The sequence below is a fragment of the Mucilaginibacter sp. genome, from assembly GCF_028288205.1.
Lineage (GTDB): Bacteria > Bacteroidota > Bacteroidia > Sphingobacteriales > Sphingobacteriaceae > Mucilaginibacter.
This window is the reverse complement of the sequence record NZ_JAQBOD010000041.1, coordinates 13,283-32,640: the sequence shown is the minus strand read 5'-3', so window position 1 is coordinate 32,640 and position 19,358 is coordinate 13,283. Positions and strand designations below refer to the sequence as shown.

At 41.3% G+C, this 19,358-nt stretch carries 18 protein-coding genes; 8 read left to right on the top strand and 10 right to left on the bottom strand.

What is annotated here, in order from left to right; genetic code table 11:
- Nucleotide 1: 1 nt before the first annotated feature.
- The 4 genes from JWR23_RS09275 (at nucleotide 2) to JWR23_RS09260 (ending at nucleotide 2,633) form a co-directional block, all read left to right on the top strand.
- Nucleotides 2-544 (top strand): YceI family protein, encoded by a 543-nt coding sequence (locus JWR23_RS09275; RefSeq protein WP_299515534.1) that lies wholly within the window; start codon nucleotides 2-4, stop codon nucleotides 542-544.
- Nucleotides 545-572: 28 nt separating this feature from the next.
- On the top strand, nucleotides 573-1,505 hold the full coding sequence (locus JWR23_RS09270; RefSeq protein ID WP_299515533.1) for a DUF5777 family beta-barrel protein: 933 nt from the start codon (nucleotides 573-575) through the stop codon (nucleotides 1,503-1,505).
- Between the two features lie 43 nt (nucleotides 1,506-1,548).
- On the top strand, nucleotides 1,549-2,001 hold the full coding sequence (locus tag JWR23_RS09265; protein ID WP_299515531.1) for a ubiquinol-cytochrome c reductase iron-sulfur subunit: 453 nt from the start codon (nucleotides 1,549-1,551) through the stop codon (nucleotides 1,999-2,001).
- A 185-nt stretch (nucleotides 2,002-2,186) separates the two neighbouring features.
- On the top strand, nucleotides 2,187-2,633 hold the full coding sequence (locus tag JWR23_RS09260; protein WP_299515529.1) for a KTSC domain-containing protein: 447 nt from the start codon (nucleotides 2,187-2,189) through the stop codon (nucleotides 2,631-2,633).
- An 8-nt stretch (nucleotides 2,634-2,641) separates the two neighbouring features.
- Here the strand turns inward: JWR23_RS09260 and JWR23_RS09255 are convergent, their stop codons facing one another.
- Nucleotides 2,642-3,763: a mannonate dehydratase gene (locus JWR23_RS09255; RefSeq protein ID WP_299515528.1), complete on the bottom strand. Its 1,122-nt coding sequence runs from the start codon at nucleotides 3,761-3,763 to the stop codon at nucleotides 2,642-2,644.
- 250 nt (nucleotides 3,764-4,013) lie between these two features.
- Between JWR23_RS09255 and JWR23_RS09250 the strand changes: the two genes are divergently transcribed.
- Complete coding sequence (locus tag JWR23_RS09250) at nucleotides 4,014-4,487, top strand: ribonuclease H-like YkuK family protein (RefSeq protein WP_299515526.1); 474 nt, start codon at nucleotides 4,014-4,016, stop codon at nucleotides 4,485-4,487.
- 41 nt (nucleotides 4,488-4,528) lie between these two features.
- Here the strand turns inward: JWR23_RS09250 and JWR23_RS09245 are convergent, their stop codons facing one another.
- From JWR23_RS09245 to JWR23_RS09225, 5 genes are all read right to left on the bottom strand, one after another.
- On the bottom strand, nucleotides 4,529-5,779 hold the full coding sequence (locus tag JWR23_RS09245) for an acyltransferase (protein WP_299515525.1): 1,251 nt from the start codon (nucleotides 5,777-5,779) through the stop codon (nucleotides 4,529-4,531).
- A gap of 172 nt (nucleotides 5,780-5,951) precedes the next feature.
- The gene (locus JWR23_RS09240; protein ID WP_299515523.1) at nucleotides 5,952-6,908 is read right to left on the bottom strand and encodes a TIGR01212 family radical SAM protein; all 957 of its coding nucleotides are present in this window, start codon (nucleotides 6,906-6,908) and stop codon (nucleotides 5,952-5,954) included.
- Nucleotides 6,909-7,267: 359 nt separating this feature from the next.
- The gene (locus JWR23_RS09235; protein WP_299515521.1) at nucleotides 7,268-7,597 is read right to left on the bottom strand and encodes a hypothetical protein; all 330 of its coding nucleotides are present in this window, start codon (nucleotides 7,595-7,597) and stop codon (nucleotides 7,268-7,270) included.
- Between the two features lie 291 nt (nucleotides 7,598-7,888).
- Nucleotides 7,889-8,287: a VOC family protein gene (locus tag JWR23_RS09230; RefSeq protein ID WP_299515520.1), complete on the bottom strand. Its 399-nt coding sequence runs from the start codon at nucleotides 8,285-8,287 to the stop codon at nucleotides 7,889-7,891.
- A 337-nt stretch (nucleotides 8,288-8,624) separates the two neighbouring features.
- Nucleotides 8,625-10,262 (bottom strand): PAS domain S-box protein, encoded by a 1,638-nt coding sequence (locus JWR23_RS09225; protein WP_299515519.1) that lies wholly within the window; start codon nucleotides 10,260-10,262, stop codon nucleotides 8,625-8,627.
- A 636-nt stretch (nucleotides 10,263-10,898) separates the two neighbouring features.
- Between JWR23_RS09225 and JWR23_RS09220 the strand changes: the two genes are divergently transcribed.
- Nucleotides 10,899-14,264 (top strand): methylmalonyl-CoA mutase family protein, encoded by a 3,366-nt coding sequence (locus tag JWR23_RS09220; protein ID WP_299515518.1) that lies wholly within the window; start codon nucleotides 10,899-10,901, stop codon nucleotides 14,262-14,264.
- 108 nt (nucleotides 14,265-14,372) lie between these two features.
- Here the strand turns inward: JWR23_RS09220 and JWR23_RS09215 are convergent, their stop codons facing one another.
- The gene (locus tag JWR23_RS09215) at nucleotides 14,373-14,591 is read right to left on the bottom strand and encodes a zinc ribbon domain-containing protein YjdM (RefSeq protein WP_299515516.1); all 219 of its coding nucleotides are present in this window, start codon (nucleotides 14,589-14,591) and stop codon (nucleotides 14,373-14,375) included.
- A gap of 151 nt (nucleotides 14,592-14,742) precedes the next feature.
- Entirely contained in the window at nucleotides 14,743-15,378 is a 636-nt protein-coding gene (locus JWR23_RS09210; RefSeq protein WP_299515515.1) for a DNA-3-methyladenine glycosylase 2 family protein, read from the bottom strand.
- Between the two features lie 70 nt (nucleotides 15,379-15,448).
- Here JWR23_RS09210 and JWR23_RS09205 point away from each other — a divergent pair, with 70 nt between their 5' ends.
- Nucleotides 15,449-16,018, top strand: coding sequence for a hypothetical protein (locus JWR23_RS09205; RefSeq protein WP_299515513.1), 570 nt, complete (start codon nucleotides 15,449-15,451; stop codon nucleotides 16,016-16,018).
- Here JWR23_RS09205 and JWR23_RS09200 read toward each other — a convergent pair whose 3' ends face one another.
- Nucleotides 16,019-16,945: a KilA-N domain-containing protein gene (locus JWR23_RS09200; protein WP_299515511.1), complete on the bottom strand. Its 927-nt coding sequence runs from the start codon at nucleotides 16,943-16,945 to the stop codon at nucleotides 16,019-16,021.
- A complete protein-coding gene (locus JWR23_RS09195; protein WP_299515509.1) occupies nucleotides 16,942-17,856 on the bottom strand; it encodes an IS1595 family transposase in 915 nt (304 codons plus the stop codon). Before JWR23_RS09195 ends, JWR23_RS09200 begins: the two co-directional genes overlap by 4 nt.
- A 152-nt stretch (nucleotides 17,857-18,008) precedes the next feature.
- On the opposite strand from JWR23_RS09195, the gene JWR23_RS09190 reads away from it, so the two are divergent.
- Nucleotides 18,009-19,289 (top strand): replication-associated recombination protein A, encoded by a 1,281-nt coding sequence (locus JWR23_RS09190; RefSeq protein ID WP_299515507.1) that lies wholly within the window; start codon nucleotides 18,009-18,011, stop codon nucleotides 19,287-19,289.
- Nucleotides 19,290-19,358 lie beyond the last annotated feature (69 nt).

Here is a 19,358-nt window from a genome sequence, read left to right as displayed (position 1 = left end):
CATGAAACATATCAGTATTATTTTACTTGCCTGGATGAGCATTTTCCAGGCAGGCGGGACCCTCTATGCTTGTAAAAACGCACAGATAAGCTTGTTTTCTACCGCGCCAATTGAAGATATAGCAGCCAAAACATCATCCGGAACATCGGTTTATAACCCGGCCACAGGCGATTTGGTATTTGGCGTGGCTATAACCACATTCAAATTCCCTAAAGCTTTAATGCAGGAACATTTTAACAGCGATTATTTAGAAAGTGATAAATACCCGCGCGCCACTTTTAAAGGCAAAATACAAGAGCATCCTGATCTTACTAAAAATGGTACTTACCCGGTAACCGCGGTAGGCGAGTTGGATGTACATAATGTTAAGCAAACCCGTACTATCCCGGGCACGCTTACTGTAAATAATGGCGTGTTAACGCTAACCTCGGAGTTTATGGTAAAATGTGCCGATCATCATATTGCAATACCGCGGTTGGTATTTCACAACATTGCAGAGAGTATTAAAATGAACGTTTCTGCTACATATGCAGCAGTTAAATAGAAATTAATTATACACTAAATTATCAAACATGAAAAAGCACATCGCACTATTAGCTATTATAGCGTTAAGCCTGAATGTAAAGGCACAGCAAACGGATACTAAAAAAGGAATTTCGGCAGCAGATTCTTTAATGAATTTAATGGGTGTTGATGAAAAACCCGGACCTGTGGCCATATTTAAATCAACCAGGCTGGTGTTATCACAAACTACCGAAATGATAAAAAGGAATAATTTAAATTTCCAGATAATACACCGGTTTGGTGATATTGCCGGCAGTAATGGCGGCCCCCAAACCGCATTTGGTATTGACCGGGTTAATGATGTTTTCTTCGGCTTTGAATACGGTATTAGCGATAATTTTAACGTCGACCTGGGCAGGAGCACTATTGGGCAATTAGTACAACTGGAATTAAAATGGGCGGTATTGCACCAAACAACTAATGGCAGCTCGCCTATTGCTATAACCCTGCTTGGCGAAATCGGTGCAAAGCCTTATGCTGCATTCCCAACTTTTAGCAGCAGGCTTTCTCATTTGATGCAAGCCATATTTGCCCGTAAATTTTCGCCGGGTTTTGCCTTACAGGTGGCACCAACTTATGTGCGTGATAACACACCTTTTCCAATATTACCGGGTAATGAGCAGAGCTTTTTCGCAATGCAGGCTTCAGCGCGCATTAAGCTAACCAATCACTCAGGTGTAATATTGGATTACGCGCACCCTTTCTCTGCTTTTAGAAACAATACAGATACGTTTCAGGACCCGATGGGTTTTGGTTACGAGGTGGAAACCGGCGGCCACGTATTTACTGTAAACATTACCAATGCAAATTCTGTTTCAGAGATGAACATGCTTAGCAATTCGCAGCAACGATTTTCAAAGGGGCAATACCGTATAGGTTTTACCATATCAAGAATGTTTGATTTTAACCCGAGGGCTAAAAAAGAAGAGAAAAAATATTAGCTACACACAAGATAAGATTTACAAAGTTTATTAAACAGCAAATATGGAACGCGAAGAATTTTTATCGAAATTGGGAATAGGCGCACTGGCAGTATGCATGGGTTGCAGCCTGGTAGCATGTGGCGGTAAAGGTAGTGATGCCACACCGGCCTCGGCGGGTACTGCGCCAATTCCTCCGGCAACAGGGTCGGGTACTACATTTAGTACAGATTTGAGCACCTCACTTACCGCTATTGGTGATTCAAAAATATCAAATGGCATAATATTGGTAAGAATTGCCGCGGGTAATGTAGCCAGCTCTTTTACAGCTGTACAGGTAAGATGTACGCATGAAGGCGCCTCTATAAATTATAATAGCGGCCAGGGTTTGTTTATTTGCCCGCTGCATGGCAGTGAATTTAGTACAAGCGGATCTGTTATACAGGGCCCGGCGCTTGCCGCGTTGCAAAAATATACTGTAGCAATTAGTGGGAATACGCTTACTGTAACGGCGTAAACATTTGTTTGAACCAGAAATTTATAATCAAGCTAATCTTTTCTAAAAAGGATCATGGCTCAGATAAGTACAATCTTTTTAATCGAATCAAAATATTCTGTACCTTTGCAAAATTATTTTCTTGAATAAAGCGTTCACAATTTCATTGCTTTCTGCTTCAACGACAATAAATTACAAAGAACACGATGAAAAAAATTGTTGATTACAGGAAACTTTTAGAAGTTACGGAAGCTGCCGAGCTGCAGGAATTAAAATCTGTTTACAGAGGCTTGATGAAAGTTTGGCACCCGGATAAGTTTCAGGATGTTAATGAAAAATCAGATGCTGAAGAAAAAAGCAAAACCATTATTGAAGCTTATCATTTTTTAGTGAGTATTGCGCCCGAAACAAGAAATCAGTCGTTAGCTGAATACACAGCTACCACTACCACTTCTAATATTGCCGATTTTGAATTTAAATCGCAGGTACTTAAAATAACTTTTTTAGATGGCAGTGCTTACGAGTATTTTGATGTACCCAAAGCTGTTTATATAAAGCTGATCAATGCCGATTCGCCAGGCAGATTTGCCCGCAGACATATTTATAACGAATATGTTTACCGGAGTTTGAGTAAATTGGTAGCTACTGCTTAAAAACGGGGCTATACCCCGGTCTTGCTAACAGATTCCATTATACCTCTTATGTATCCCAGCGCATATAAAGTACCAATAGTGCTGTAGCCTGCGTGGGCGTTACTGTCGCCATCCATGGTAGGTACATGGTCCGGGCGTATGGGGCCTTTAAACCCAATATTATAGTAGGCTTTCATGGCCGCATGCATATCTATCTGGCCTTCGTCATGAAAACATTCTTCAAATTTTACTTTGCCTCCCCTAACATTTCTAAAATGCACAAAGTGTATTTTGCCTTGCTTTCCAAAATGATTAACTACGGTTGGTATATTGGCCCCCATTAAAGAGAAATTGCCCTGGCACATTGTGATGCCGTTATTGGGGCTTGGATAAAGTTTTAATAAACGGTCAAAATTATCCACAGTGGTCATAATGCGTGCTATCCCCTTTATACTGTCCACCTGTGGATCATCCGGGTGCATGGCCAGTTTAATACCGGCTTTTTCGGCTTCGGGTACAACGGCTTTTAAAAAATATTCCAGGTTTTTCCATAGGGCCTCTTTTGTTATCTCGCCATATTGGGTTACAGGCGCGTTTTTAATGTCTTCATAATCAAAAGCGGTAACTAATGCGCCGCCACGGCCGGGTTTGGCCATATCAGTACGATACCAGCCAATAACCGGCATCCAGTTATAGCATATGGTATCAACGCCGGCCCTTGCCAGGTTTTTCATAAAGGTGATAAAGTTTGTTATCTCTTCATCGCGCCCTGCCAATGCTAACTTAGTTTTTTCGCCTAATGCAGGCGGCCCTTCAATTACCCGCAGCTTCATGCCTGCTTTGTTCCAGTAATCAACATTAGCGGCAATAGTATTATACTCCCAAGGCTTGGCATCGGGCCCTGCAAGACTGGTTGTAATGCCACTCACCGCCCCCAACACATCCATTTGCTGGCATAAGGTTATTTTGCGCTTTTCATAGCCTGTAAAAAAAGCTTCGCATAATTGCATGCCGGCATCCCGAACAAATTCGGCTTGCTGTTTAGCCGTTTCGTGGCGTGTATTAGCTATTGACGGAATACTTCCTCCAATAGAAAGTGCGGCTGCCAACGAGGCGCTCTTTTTAATAAAAAGTCTGCGGTTATCTTTCATAATACAGAAAAAAAGAGGTTATATGGTTATATTGGTTGTTCTAAGATAGGGATTTGATTTTTAAATACCTTTTATGATTTTGAATTAAAACATTTAAAAGATAGCAAACCTAATCTTACCTGATACTGTTGTTAACCTGTTGATATATAATTAAATGTTAACAAATAAATCACACACACTTTACGTTTATATGTAAGCTTATGCTTTATCTTTAGTGTAGGCATTAACGGACTACTCAAAAAACGACTTTATGACCTGGAGAAAGTTTAGCGGCGAAATCATTCAATCGCCAATTATTGAAGAAGTAGAAAAAGCAATTGAAAGAGAAAGCCTGTTGGGCAACAAGCTTAAAGTTTGTATAGGAACAGATTCGCAGGTTAAGGGAAACGTAACTGATTTTGCTACTGTAATTGTGTTTTTGCGCGAAGCAAGAGGGGGGTTTATGTTTATTCATCAGGAGCGCACCTCGCAAAAAATGAGCATTAAAGAACGGATGCTTTTCGAGGTGCAAAAATCTATCGATATAGCTTACAAACTTTGCGACCTGCTTGACCTGTATGATGTTAGCCTGGAAGTGCACGCCGATATTAATACCAACCCAATGTTTAAATCAAACGCTGCATTGCACGAGGCTATGGGCTACATATTAAGTATGGGTTTTGTATTTAAAGCCAAACCAGAGGCTTTTGCCAGCTCTTATTGTGCTAATAAAATTGTGCAGTAGCCGGTTTAATAAATTTATCAGATCGCGTTTAATGAGTTTTTTCATTTTATAGCCATACCTCCTTTATTCACGTTCGATTCATTATCCGGGTTACCTGGTTTATTCTTAATCAGGAAATTTGATTTACGAACGTAATGATTTAGCGGTTCTTCAATGGTTTTAAACAACAAAACCGATATGGCATTAAGTATGATGAATGCATATAGCAGGTTTAATTTATCATACTCAAAAGGCGAGTGCCATGTAACGCCCCATTTATCATATAAGGCAAATACCCAATCATTTAACCAGTCGGTTGCGGTATGTATCAGGTTGTACATCCAGCCCAAATGTACCAGATAAAATATATACGAACTTTTGCCCAGCAGCTCAATAAACGGAGTGGCCAGTACCTTCTTTAAAACGGTGGCCTCGGTCAATATCCCATAAAAGAAAAATGCCACCGCAATACATAAAAAGTAATTATTGATAATTATACCCGCGGGGCTTTCAACCCCGGCCGCCCAGCCTTTAGGTATCGGCTGAAAAGCCATCGCCAGCACACAAAGAAACATCAGCATAAAACCTAAATAGGTGTACACTATTTTATTGGTGCGCGCAAAGCCCTGGTGCAAAACAATTCGCGCCAGCTGCACGCCTACAAAGAACTCAAAACAGCGCCCAAAGAAGGTAAACAGCATAACAAACGGAAAGTTCCCGAAAAAACCATACCAATTTACATGGCTAAAAATTAGCACCATTACTATAGCAAAGGCGGTTAGTACCAACGGCTGTATATAAAACTTACTATATTCTTTGGCGATCAAAAAAATAATAGGCGCCGAAAAATAAAAGCATTCTTCAACCGTAAGCGACCATCCCTGGGCTATGCCCGTATCCCAAAACCTATAAAAGAACCCGCGCATAAACGTAATATTCAGCACCATTAACCAAATTGGGTTTTGGTAACCTTGGGTTATACTTTGGTCTTTAGTAATAAAGTAATAAACAAAGGCACAAATGGTAAGCAGGGCATACATGGGGTATATGCGCGCCACGCGGTTTTTAAGGTATTGCCTAAACCAATTGGTAGTTAAATGAAAATTATTATAGTACCTAAAAGTTATTAAAAACCCCGACAACACAAAGAATACAGATACCCCAATGTGAAACTCGCCAAAAAAGCGTTGCACAATGTGAGGAAAAACATCGCCAAAAACATAACAATAGTGCGATATAAAAACAAGGTAAGCCGCCAGCGCGCGCACCCCGGTTAATGCCGGAATATAGTTTTGTAAATGTTTTTGTGACAAAAGGCTCTCCCTGATTTATTCCCCTAAAATACTTGTTTATACTTTATAAGTGCAAAGCCCCCTTTAAATCTCCTCCGGTAGGGAAGACTTACCCATCGCGCCAAGCAGCATTATTAATTTTTGTAAAGGGTTTTAATTAAACAAATCAAAAGTCTCCCCTTCCGGGGGAGATTTAGAGGGGGCAAGCACTCCCCTGCACCACGCCTTTATTCAAAATCTTTTGGTCAATATAATACTGTATCTCTGATTTTTTGAGGCCCCAGTTGGGTGCAATCAGCAGGTCCAGGTCGCTTAGGCCGAAGAGGCGTTGTATCACCACATCCGGCCTGACAAGGGGTAGCAGTTCGCATAAAAATTCGGCATACTCATCAAGGCCGAAAAGTTTAAAAGGCTCGCGTTTGTATTTAACACCCATAACAGAGCCCTCCACAATATGCAGGTGGTGAAACTTTACAAATTTTATCTGCGGATGACGGTTTATTTCGGCAGCATACTTTAGCATCATTTCTTTAGTTTCCCAGGGGAAACCGAAGATGGTGTGCACACAAATATCAAGTTTGCTGTTCTCTACAAGTTTAAGGGCGGCAAGCAGGTCGTCATGACTGCAGCCGCGGTTTATCTGGTCCAGCGTTTCGTTGTAAATGCTTTCCATACCCATTTCCAGATCCACGTCAAACCTGTCGGTATAGCTTTCCAGCAGGGCTATTTTTTCGGCGTCGATACAATCCGGGCGGGTGCCTACGCTCAGGCCCACAATATCTTCGGTACAATAACTTAGCGCCTCGTCATACAGTGCTTTAAGGTAATGCACAGGGGCGTAGGTGTTGGTATTGGGCTGAAAGTAAATAATAAACTTATCGGCTTTGTTGCCCTTGCGCGCACGCTCCATGCCCTCCATAACCTGCTGCCTGATGGTAGATGCGTTACGACTAACCGACGGCGTAAACGAATCTACATTGCAATACGTGCAGCCGCCATAGCCCTTGCTGCCATCACGGTTGGGGCAGGTAAAATTACCATCAACAATAACTTTAAACACACGGTGCCCGGGGTATTTCTCCTTGAGCCACGGCCCGTAGTTGTTATAACCCTTCTCCCAAATAGCTGCCGATGTGTCTGTTAATTGCATTGTGGGGGCAAAGATAGGGAATTATGCACATATCTCTCCGCGCCATTGCGTAGCGTGACAATCTCTGCACTTGCAAATTGATAAGGTAGCGTCGTAACTTATCGCTTGGTGACGCTCATGGCCGCTAAGGCCTAGTTACTTTACCTTAGATGCAAAGTAACCAAACATCAAGCCGGAAAAATCCTTCCGCGCACAAGGCCAGACTCCCAGGCCCGCGTTTTCCGGCAGGCCTTTGCCCTCTTTTCATTGCTCATTAATACCAATATTGTAGGTTCTATGAAGAAAGTGTCAGCAAATAAGCTTCGGGGACATACAACAAAGTTAGTTAGCATCCAATCACCCATGCCATGACACCCCCACTACTTCACCCCTTTGGCCGAAACTATATCAACCTCCACAACCTCCAGCTCGGCCGCTGCATCATGGGGGAAAACCGACTGCAGCGCTTCGCGGCATTTTTGCAGGGTTTGCAGCAGGTTATCATCGTTAGTAATGGGGCCGCTGTAGTGCAGGTTCTTACGGTCGGTGCTTTGCAGTTTGTCAAAGCTGTGGCCGTTCCATAGGTACGGGTGGCCCGCCTGCATATAAATAATATTGTATTGTACCATAACCCGGGGTGTTTTATAAGGTAACAAGCGGCGGGGCATTTGGTTTAGGGTGTAGGTGTATATGGTAAGTATATACACCATATACACCCGTATACACTGGCAAAATAGCGTCACCATTTATTTGGCGGAAATATGTATAGATGGTGGGGGTAACTTGCTTTAGTTTAGGCACTAATAAAAGCTACCAGACCAATCTTTAAATTCCACCAACGACTTCGAACAACAATAGGCGTTTGCTGTAGCAAGGGCTGCATACTCATATCTTTGTTTAAAGATAATCAAACAGGATTAAAGGCAGTAATTTGACTGCATACAAGACACCATATAGGATGTTGGGCGTGGCTGTAATTTTCTCGAATACCCAAGATTTAATCACATCCATTTATCCATTAATAGTACATTAAATTTATGACCGTCAGGATCAGCAAAGGCAAAACCATAATAATTGGTTTCATCTCTCCCCACTTCGTGAAAAATATTACCGCCAGCGTTTTTAACCTTCTCTGCCAATTCATTCACTTCCGCCTCTGTTTCTGCAGAAAGTGTGAAAATAATTTCGTTGGTAGTTTTTGACCCGGGTGTTAAATATTCATCTATTTTTGAACCCTGTTCAAAAAAATGAATCACAAAATCATCATCACCAAAAAGAAAACTAGCTAGCTTAGGATCGGTGTTTGGCTTATTGGGAGTAAAACCCAATTGTGTATAGAATTGATTGGTGCGCTTTGCATCTTTTACACTAAAATTAGCCCATATTTTTTTCGCTTTCATACTGTTGAATTTTGAAACAATATTATCAAAATTTTTATCTTGAAATGATAAAGTTTAAGTGCCAAATGTGCAAATGAACAAAGATTGCGCTGTTTTAAATTCTTAAAAATAAGTTTCCTCTGCGTTCTCAAAAGTGTTTCACATCAGGTGTTTCACCCTAAATTTGCAAAAATCGGTGAAATAGCATAAAATGCTTATTATAAAATACTTATCTTAGTTCACCTGAAGCTTTTGTACTGTTTCAAAGTGTTTCACTCATTTTGTCAAATTTCTATATATCAATAAGTTAACCTAAAAGAGTGTTTCATGTGTTTCATTAATTTGTGAAACACTACATCTAAGCATTAACAGGCACCGGATGTTTATCAATAATATCATTTGATTTTTGAGATATCTCACGGATAATGGCATCAAGCTCGTTGGCTGATAGGGTTATATACTTTAATATTTCCCGCTGTTCGGCTTTACTGGTGGCAGATCCAAGCATGGGCACCAGGCCCATTATACGCGCCAGCGGGCCCCTCACCAAATGCGACTGCGCCCATGAAATTTCGCGGAAGATCTTATTCTGATCTTCTACCATTTTTAAATACAATTTACGCGCGGTAATATCGCGCCCGGTAATGAATACCCCGGTAATTACATGGTCCTCGTAAACCGGTGTAAGGGTATAACGTATCCAGTTGGTAGTTCCTTTGTCGGTACGGTATTTCCTGTCATAATCAATTACTTCGCCGGCATATACTTTTTTTATAAATCGCTCAAAATACACTAACTGCGGGGTTTCTACAAACTCGAAGATACAGCGGCCAATTTCCAGTTCACGTTGGTCCTTATTAAACCGCATAGATGCCGTGGCCCTGGAGTTGAATAACTTAATGTGGTGTTGTGTATCTAAAAGCACAAAACCATCAATGGCGCTATCAAACACGGCCCGTAAGTTAGCTTCTGATTCTTTGATCTTTTTATTAGTAGCAAATATTTCTAACTGGTGTTTTACCTGTTGGGTAATATCTGTGGCCAGCACCAGCCTTACCGGGCGGTTATCCAGATATAAAAGATTGCTTTCTATACTTACATAAATATAGTCGCCGTTTTTTGTAATATGCCGCGAACTGCCTTCGTAGTAATTGCCGGTTTCATTATTGGTTTTTACTATCATTTCTACTTCTGCAGTTTTTTCGGGCGATTGGATATCTTTTATCGTCATTAACAAAAACTCTTCCTTTGTATAACCATAGCGTTTGGAAGCGGCCTCGTTTACATCTAAAAACTTTAGGGTTTCGGCATCAAATATCCACATAGGCAAGGGGCTATTGTTAAAAATGCTTTTATACCTTTCCTGTAAATGACTCTTGTTTGTTATAGTTGTTTGTAGTTTTTCAAAAATGCGGTGGATGAGCGATACAATAACAATACTTGCAAAAACTAAATTAGAGCTAAAGGCTATCCATTGGCCCACATCATAATTGGGGATGAGCGCGCTGTTAAAAAGCCTGAATTTGATAATTAAAGCAAAACCTAACAGCAACACCGTATTTAACAAAACCGACCAGTAAGCGTAGCGTATGGGCAATACCAGTGCAATAAGCACTGTGGTAAAAAACAAATAAAATACGCCCGGCCCCATATAACCCAGCGCGTTTATTAAATAAACGGATAAAAAATAGAATATGCCAATAATGTAAACTTTCCTGGCGCCAGGGGTTAACGGTTTAAAAAAAGTAACAAATACAATTAAAAGGAAGCTTAGCATATCAACCGTTGCAGTAACATGGTAACCATTTATCATGGCTGCAATTACGCCGGGAAGCAGCGCTATTAAGCTAACGGGCAGGCAGTAGATAAGGAAATTAAAAAACAATTGGTTTTGCCAAAAGTGCAGGTCTTTTTGTTCGGACTGCCCGCGTAAAGAAAGCCTGGTTTCAATTGTCGCAGTATATTTCAGCCACCATTTTTTAACCGTTTCAACCATCAGTTAAAGCTAAATTATTTATTGGTAACAGGTGGCAGGCAAGTATGTTTAATTTAAAGCAAAGTAATTTAAGAGCTTTTGTAATATGTTTTTTACAATAGCAATAAGAAAGGTGAAATTTAAAGTAGTTTTTTTAGCTTAAAGACATTATGGGGTATACAATTGAGCCAAATAAAAAAACCGGTGCAGTTATGCAACTACACCGGCTAATTGTAACCAACTTAACTAAATAATGTAACCAATTTTAACCCCAAAACTGGCAAGTACATTAAGATGTGATAGGGTTTAAGATATTTTTAAAGATAAGTGTAAAAAGAATAAAGCGCGCTGTTCATTTTGTTCATTTTTATTTGGGGGATAAGATTTGGGATAATGATTTGATAATAAGGACTATTGTAAGGTTAGTGGTTAGAGATTGCCGGTTAAAGATCAGCTTGTGTCGGCGTGTACCGACCCGGCGCGTGGAAGTATAGGATTACTCTCTTTGCGCGCAGCGAAGAGAAGGTCGACAAACGTAGTGATGTCGGGGTGAGTAAACGGCACGCGTTTATTTATTCATTTGCACCCGGTTTATTATGCGTGCATAGTATTTACCCCAAACTATTTTATTAATTTTGTTGTATACCAATGTGAGTTATGGAAAGCGCCAGTTACCAAAGTGCCAATAAGATACGTTTTGTTACCGCCGCGTCGTTATTTGACGGGCATGATGCTACCATAAACATTATGCGCCGCATACTGCAGGCCAGTGGTGCCGAAGTGATACACCTGGGCCATAACCGCAGTGTAGACGAGGTGGTAAACTGCGCCATACAAGAAGATGTGCAGGGCATTGCCCTTACCAGCTACCAGGGCGGTCACGTAGAGTACTTTAAATATATGCATGACCTGCTTGCCGAACGCGGCGCGGGCCATATCAAGATATTTGGTGGCGGTGGCGGGGTGTTCCTGCCCCATGAAATTGCCGAGCTGCAGGCCTACGGCATCAGCAAAATATACTCGCCCGATGATGGGCGGACCATGGGTTTGCAAGGCATGATAAATGATATGCTGAGGCAGTGTGATTTTAAAACAGTAACTCATCTAAACGGTCAGCTAAAACATTTAGGCGATAAGAATGCCCACGCCATAGCAAATTTAATAACCCTGGCCGAAGATGGCGCAGCTATCCCCATACCTGCTACTGCAACTGCCTCTGCTACTAAAATTATCCCGGTGATAGGCATCACCGGCACGGGCGGCTCGGGTAAATCATCGCTGGTAGATGAAATAGTGCGCCGTTTTTTGATGGAGACGGATAATACGCTGGCCATAGTTTCGGTAGATCCAAGCAAGCGCAAAACAGGCGGAGCTTTACTGGGGGACAGGATACGGATGAATGCGATAAACAATCCGCGGGTTTATATGCGCAGTTTGGCTACACGGCAAGCTAATTTGGCGCTGAGCAGACACGTACAGGACGCTGTAGATATTTGCAAAGCGGCAGGGTATGATCTGATTATTGTAGAAACATCAGGCATTGGCCAAAGTGATACGATGATAACCGATTACTGCGACCTGTCGCTTTACGTTATGACCCCCGAATTTGGCGCGGCAACTCAGCTGGAAAAGATAGATATGCTGGATTTTGCCGATATGGTGGCCCTGAATAAATTCGACAAACGCGGCGCTTTGGATGCCATACGCGATGTGCGCAAACAATATAAACGCAACCATAAACTATTCGACGCTAAGGACGATGACCTGCCAATTTATGGCACCATGGCATCGCAGTTTAACGACCCGGGTATGAACGCCCTGTTTGCGGCGCTAATGAAAAAGATAACGGTGAAAACGGGGGTTGCATTTGAATTAAAAGACATAGCCAGTTTAGGTGATGGCAGCGAAGCTGAGAAGATATATATTATTCCGCCCGATAGGACAAGATATTTGGCAGAGATTGCCGAAAGCAGCGAGGCCTATACCAAATGGGTGAATGAACAGTGCGGAGTGGCGCAGCAATTGTTCCAACTAAAAGGAACTATCGAGTTATTAACTAAACAAGACAGCAACATGGTTGCGGGTTTAGCGGATGTACAAAAACATTTAGAAAAACAACTACACACCGATTGCAAACGTCTGCTTGCTGAGTGGCCCGATACGGTTTTGAAATATAAAGCCGAAAATTTTATTTATAAGGTTAGAAATAAAGAAATTAAGCAACCGTTGTTTTATACGTCGCTCTCACAATTGCAGATACCAAAGATCGCCTTGCCTAAATATGAAGCCTGGGGCGATATTTTGCGTTGGCTGCTTACAGAGAATGTGCCGGGCGAGTTCCCGTATACTGCCGGGGTGTTTCCGCTAAAGCGCGAGGGTGAAGACCCTACACGGATGTTTGCCGGCGAAGGTGGCCCCGAGCGGACGAACAAGCGGTTCCATTATGTATCGTTAGGTCAGCCGGCGCATAGGTTGAGTACGGCATTTGATTCGGTTACGCTTTATGGCGAGGACCCGCATGTGCGGCCCGATATCTACGGAAAAATAGGTAATGCCGGGGTAAGTATAGCTACGCTGGATGATGCAAAGAAGCTGTATTCGGGGTTTGACTTGTGTGATGCGGCTACCTCGGTATCCATGACCATTAACGGGCCGGCCCCAATGTTACTTGGCTTTTTTATGAACGCGGCGGTAGATCAGCAATGCGAAAAATATATTACTGAGCATAAGCTGGAGCATTTGGTCGAGGCGAAATTTAAGGAGGTTTATGAGGATAGGGGATTAGCAAGGCCAAAATATCATGATGACGAATTACCTGCCGGAAATGATGGTTTGGGCCTTATGCTCCTCGGCTTAACCGGCGATCAGGTTTTGCCTGCGGATGTCTACCAAAAAATTAAAGCCCATGCCATTGCCACCGTGCGCGGCACGGTACAGGCAGATATTTTAAAAGAGGATCAGGCGCAAAACACCTGCATATTCAGTACCGAGTTTGCCTTGCGGATGATGGGCGACATGCAGCAGTATTTTATTAATGAGAAGGTAAGAAACTTTTATTCGGTTTCTATATCAGGCTACCATATTGCCGAGGCTGGGGCCAACCCGGTTACGCAGCTGGCCTTTACCTTATCCAACGGATTTACCTACCTGGAGTATTACCTGAGCCGGGGGATGCATATTGATGATTTCGCACCTAATTTATCTTTCTTTTTCTCGAATGGAATTGATCCGGAATATTCAGTTATCGGGCGTGTTGCAAGGCGCGTTTGGGCCAAGGCGATAAAGAATAAATATAAAGGTAATGACCGGTCGCAAAAGCTGAAGTACCATATTCAAACCAGTGGCCGCTCATTACATGCGCAGGAGATCGATTTTAATGATATCCGCACCACGCTGCAGGCTTTGTATGCTATTTATGATAATTGTAATTCGCTGCATACCAATGCTTACGATGAGGCGATAACTACGCCTACCGAAGAATCGGTACGCAGGGCTATGGCTATTCAGTTGATTATTAACCGCGAGTTGGGTTTGGCTAAGAATGAGAACCCGATACAAGGTGCTTTCATCATAGAAGAACTAACCGATTTGGTGGAGCAGGCGGTAATGGCCGAATTTAAAAATATTAACGACCGCGGCGGGGTTTTAGGTGCGATGGAAACGATGTACCAGCGCAGTAAAATACAGGAAGAATCGCTGTATTACGAAACGCTAAAACATAATGGCGAGTACCCTATTGTTGGTGTGAATATGTTCCTCAACAAAAAAGGATCGCCCACTATTACGCCATCCGAAGTGATACGTGCTACCGAAGAAGAGAAACAATACCAGATAAACGCATTACACGCGTTCCAGGAACGTAATGATACTCAAATAGGCCAGCTGCTAAAGAACCTGCAAAAAACCGCCATAGCCGGTGAAAATATCTTTGAAAGCTTGATGGAAGCTTGTAAGTATTGCTCGCTTGGGCAAATATCGCATGCGCTGTATGAGGTTGGCGGGCAGTACAGAAGAAATATGTAGGGTTGACCAAGATTAGCTCTTGAAGATTAAAGATTAGCTATTAAAGATTAGTATTTGCAAATCAACTAATCTTTAATCTTCAATAACCAATCTTCAATAGCTAATCTTTTACTTTTTTCTCAAAAACTCCGTCCGTAAAACAATACTCATACCATCAATCTTACAATCTACTTCTTCATCATTATCGGTAAGGCGTATCTTTTTTACCGTGGTACCTTGTTTTATGGTAGTGCCGCCGCCTTTTACCTTTAGGCTTTTTATAACTGTTACCGAGTCGCCATCATGCAGTTGGTTTCCGTTGCTGTCTTTTACTATTAATTCATCCATTATTGAGGTGATTGCTATTATGGGGCAAAGTTACAACTTTAATTATGACAGCCTCTGCCACACAATTAAACAAACACGTCACAGGTAACGCAGTAAGAATTTATACATTATATAGGGTGAGTAGATTTTTCGCTATGTGGAAATGACATTTTTATTTTGCCCCTTTCTTGGGTGCTGATAAATAATAGTGCCACAACAACATCGTAGCTACTGTTCTGTAAGGCTGCCATTGTTCGGCAACTACTATTATCTCTTCCCTTGTAACAGCCGCGGGCAAACCCTTAACCCGCTTTAACGCATTTACTGCCGCCAAATCACCAATGGGGAATATATCTGCCCGTTGCAAAACAAACATCAGGTAAACATCTACCGTCCAGTTACCTATTCCTTTTAGGGTTACTAATTGCGCGCGTATTTCATCATCAGGTAATTGCTCAAATAAGTCCAGATCAACTTGCCGGCTTAATATGGCTTCGGCTAAATATTTTATATAGGCCGTTTTTTGGCGACTGCAATAACAGGCCCTAAACTCATCATCGGTAAGCAGTAATACCCGGGCAGGCGTAAGCTCCGGTACCCGCTCTTTCAATTTATTTAATGCTGATAGGGCAGATGCCAGCGAAACCTGCTGCTCCAGGATAATATGCACCAAAGTTTCGAAAGTATTGGGGCGGCTCCATAGCGGCGGGTAACCGTGGGTTTTGATGATGCCTGATAGTTCAGCATCGGCCATCGCAAGCTCGTCGCAGATGGGGTGGTAGTTGGGTTGGGTAAACTTAGTTATCATTTAAGGCAATGATATACTAATTTACACTATTTAAAAAATAGTTTTATATTAGTTGTCTAAAGCCAAAATAATGAATGATTTAACATTAGATGAAATATTAAATATCATGTTGATAATTTTTGGAATTATATTATTAATAATGCCTTTATTCTTTAATGGTTTTCAAAATAAAGAAGATATAAAAGACAAGAAAGGGCGATTGCTAAGAGTAGATTTAAAGGGGTTGAATGCGAAAGGTAAAATATTAATAACGATTTGTTTTTTATCCCTTTGCACAGGAGTATGGAAGGCTATTAGAGAAGATAATTCTAAAGCAGTCCAAAACGGCGACACTCAATTTCTAAAAGATAAAATTACCACCCTGACCGGTAAAATTGATAGCGATAAAATTTCTTATGTCAGTTTATTTAAAAGAGATAGTTTGCAGAGGGTTATGCAAATAAATTATGACAATGGTATCCTTCAAAAAGTTCAATCTTCTTTAAGGTCAAATGGATTTGGAATTACTAAAACATTCCAAATAGTACCAATAAACAATAGTTCAGTAGTAAAACTCGACGCCTCTAATGGAGGGCATATAAGCCATATTTCATTCGGCACTATAACTGTAAATGAAAAAAAACTTAAACCAAATAAATAATTAGTTATCCTCTTTAGGTGGTTTACCAGCATTAGCAACAGCACCTAATAAAGCCCCGAAAGTTGGCTTTACGGGTTCAGTCGTTTTTTTTGACGGTAAATAAGGGCTTCTTATTTTATCTTCTGTATATATTGATGCTCTTAGTGAAGCAAGTTGCGAAACAGCTGCTTTCCTTAGTTCTACAAGGCGTTGATATTTATCAATTCCTTTGCCTATTAGAATAGCATTGTAGCCCTCTAAATTTGATAAAACTAACAACTGATGTGCGTCTGCAATATCTCTCATATTTAAGCCCTGGAGGTGTAATTTTGGATTTGCTTCTTTCCATTGTTTAGCGGTATATCCAAAAACGGCCACACTCAAAAGATCGGCCTCATTTGCGTATACAATCCATTCTTTATCTTTTTCCACATGCAAAGAAGGTATGACATGGTTTTTAACGGCGTCTGTATGGATTGAATAGTTCGCTTTACTTAAAAACCTCCTATAGTCCCATTCAGAATTTAATCGTTTCGTTTCTTCTTCTTTTAATCGCTGATATTCTGTTACTAATAATAACTGAAACTCTGCGCTAATCCACATTCCAAAATGAAAAGCTATGTCTTTGTGACCATACGTACCTCCATATCTCCCTGCTTTAGAGGTAATACTCTTTACATTGCATTTTTCAACCAAGTCTTTAACGCTAACCTTGAATGAATTACGACCCGCACCAGATGTAATTATGGCGAATTCGCCATAATTAAAATCAGGGTTGTTTAACCTCTCCCAAACGGATATATAATCGAGGGTATTTTTATTTCTTAGCCAATCCGTTAAAAAAAAATCTCCATCTTTGGATTTCATCATATCTGTTAAACAGATGAAATCCCTACCACCCTCTGTGATAACTGTTATTTCTGTATTATCAACTGTTATTTTGCTCATTTTGTCAATTCTTTATAAGTTAAACGCCCTGCTACATTAGCTAACACCAAATCAAATCTGCCTGATGTAGTAAATTTACGAGTATTATATCGCAATGTATATTCATTTACATAAGCCTGTAAATGCGTTACACTTACCCAATGGTATATCCCATCAACCCCACGTTTTAAGTGGCTCCAAAAATTCTCAATGCCATTTGTGTGGAATATACCATTTACATATTCTTTCGCACTATGATTAACTCTTGCATGAGAGTATAACAAATTCAACTTATCATATACTTTGAAATTATCAGTAATAACTATACTATCGGGCATGATAAAGTTTTGTAGGATAGGGATTAACGTTTCTCTTTTAACATTAGGAACAACCATTGCTACTACATTACCAGATTTTCTATCCTTCATGCCAAATACAGGGGCTTTAGCATCTAAACTTCTTCCTGATTTACCATTTCTTTTATGCTCATGTTTATTAAAGTCCTTGCCACCAACATAGGTTTCGTCAACTTCTACAACTCCGTCAAATTGTTTCTTGAAAGCAGGGGTATTAAAGGCGAAGCGTAGGCGGTGTAACATGAACCATGCGGTCTTTTGAGTAACATCTATATCACGGCTTAACTGGTGGGAAGAAATGCCCTTTTTGTGGCTTGAAAATAAGTACAAAGCCATGTACCATTTAATCAATGGAATTTTGCTATCTTCAAAGATAGTACCGACCTTTGCATTAAAGTATTTGCCTGTATTTTTGCACTTGAATTTAGCACCTGCACATTTGTATACTTTAGAGGTTTCGTCAAATGGTGATACTATAACACCGTTCCAACGCATTTCCTCTAAATAAGCAATACAGGTTGCTTCATCAGGGAAAGCCTTTACTAAATCTAAGATACTTTTGAAGTCGAATTCCATACCAATTGTTGTTTGTTGGTGTAAATATCGACATAATAAAATTAAGAAACAATTAAATTGGTGTAAATTTATATATCATTACCTCATTTAATTGTTATTTAAAAATACTAAAAAATTTAGGATTTGGCCTAAACTTTTCAGATTTTTACTATATGAATAACCTACCGCCGTTAGCAGAGCGCATGCGCCCCAAAAATCTGGATGATTATGTTGGTCAGAAACACCTGGTGGGGCCGGGCGCGGTATTGCGTAAAGCTATCGGGAGTGGCGCGTTGCCGTCTATGCTGTTTTGGGGGCCGCCGGGTGTGGGCAAAACTACGCTGGCCTATATTATTTCGCAAACGCTTGAGCGGCCGTTCTTTTCGCTAAGTGCGATAAACTCGGGCGTAAAAGATGTGCGCGAGGTTATTGAAACCGCTTCGCGTTTAAAAGAAGAGGGCGATTCTTTACCGATATTGTTTATTGACGAGATACACCGCTTCTCTAAATCGCAGCAGGATTCATTGTTGGGCGCTGTTGAGCGTGGCATAGTAACACTAATAGGTGCCACTACCGAAAACCCCTCGTTCGAGGTAATATCGGCTTTGCTATCGCGATGCCATGTTTATATCATGCAGCCTTTGGAAGAAGAAGATTTGCTTAGCCTGCTGGATAAGGCACAGAAAGAAGATGTTGTGCTGAGCAAAAAGAGCATCGTCATAAAAGAAAATGAAGCCTTACTTCGCCTGTCAGGCGGGGATGCCCGCAAGCTGTTGAATATATTTGAACTGCTGGTAAACGCTTTCGAGGGTAAAAAAATAGAGATCACCAATAAAGCGGTGCTGGACCACGTACAGCAAAATATGGCGCTTTATGATAAAGCCGGCGAACAGCATTATGATATTATATCGGCCTTCATCAAATCTATGCGTGGCAGCGACCCTAACGGGGCGGTTTATTGGCTGGCGCGTATGATTGCAGGGGGCGAAGACCCGCTGTTTATAGCACGCCGCATGCTGATACTATCATCAGAAGATATTGGCAATGCTAACCCTAATGCCCTTTTACTGGCGCAGGCTTGCTTTAATTCTGTAAATGTAATTGGTATGCCCGAGTCGCAGTTGATCCTCTCACAGACTGCTATATACCTCGCTACATCGGCCAAAAGTAATTCGGCCACTACGGCTATTGGTACAGCCATGGGTTTAGTTAAACAAACCGGCGACCTCCCCGTGCCACTGCATCTGCGTAATGCCCCAACCAAACTAATGAAGAACATTGGCTATGGCAAAGACTATAAATACGCTCACAGTTTTGAGGGCAACTTTGTAGACCTTGATTTTTTACCCGATGCTATAAAAGGCACAAAAATTTACGAGCCCGGTAACAACCCACGAGAGCATGAGTCAAAAGAAAAGTTGAAAAAATTATGGGGCAATAGGTATAAGTATTAGGCCTCACCCCGGCCTTCTCCAAGTGAGAAGGAGGTATAAGCGAAGTTTTTAGATATACACGTTAACCAA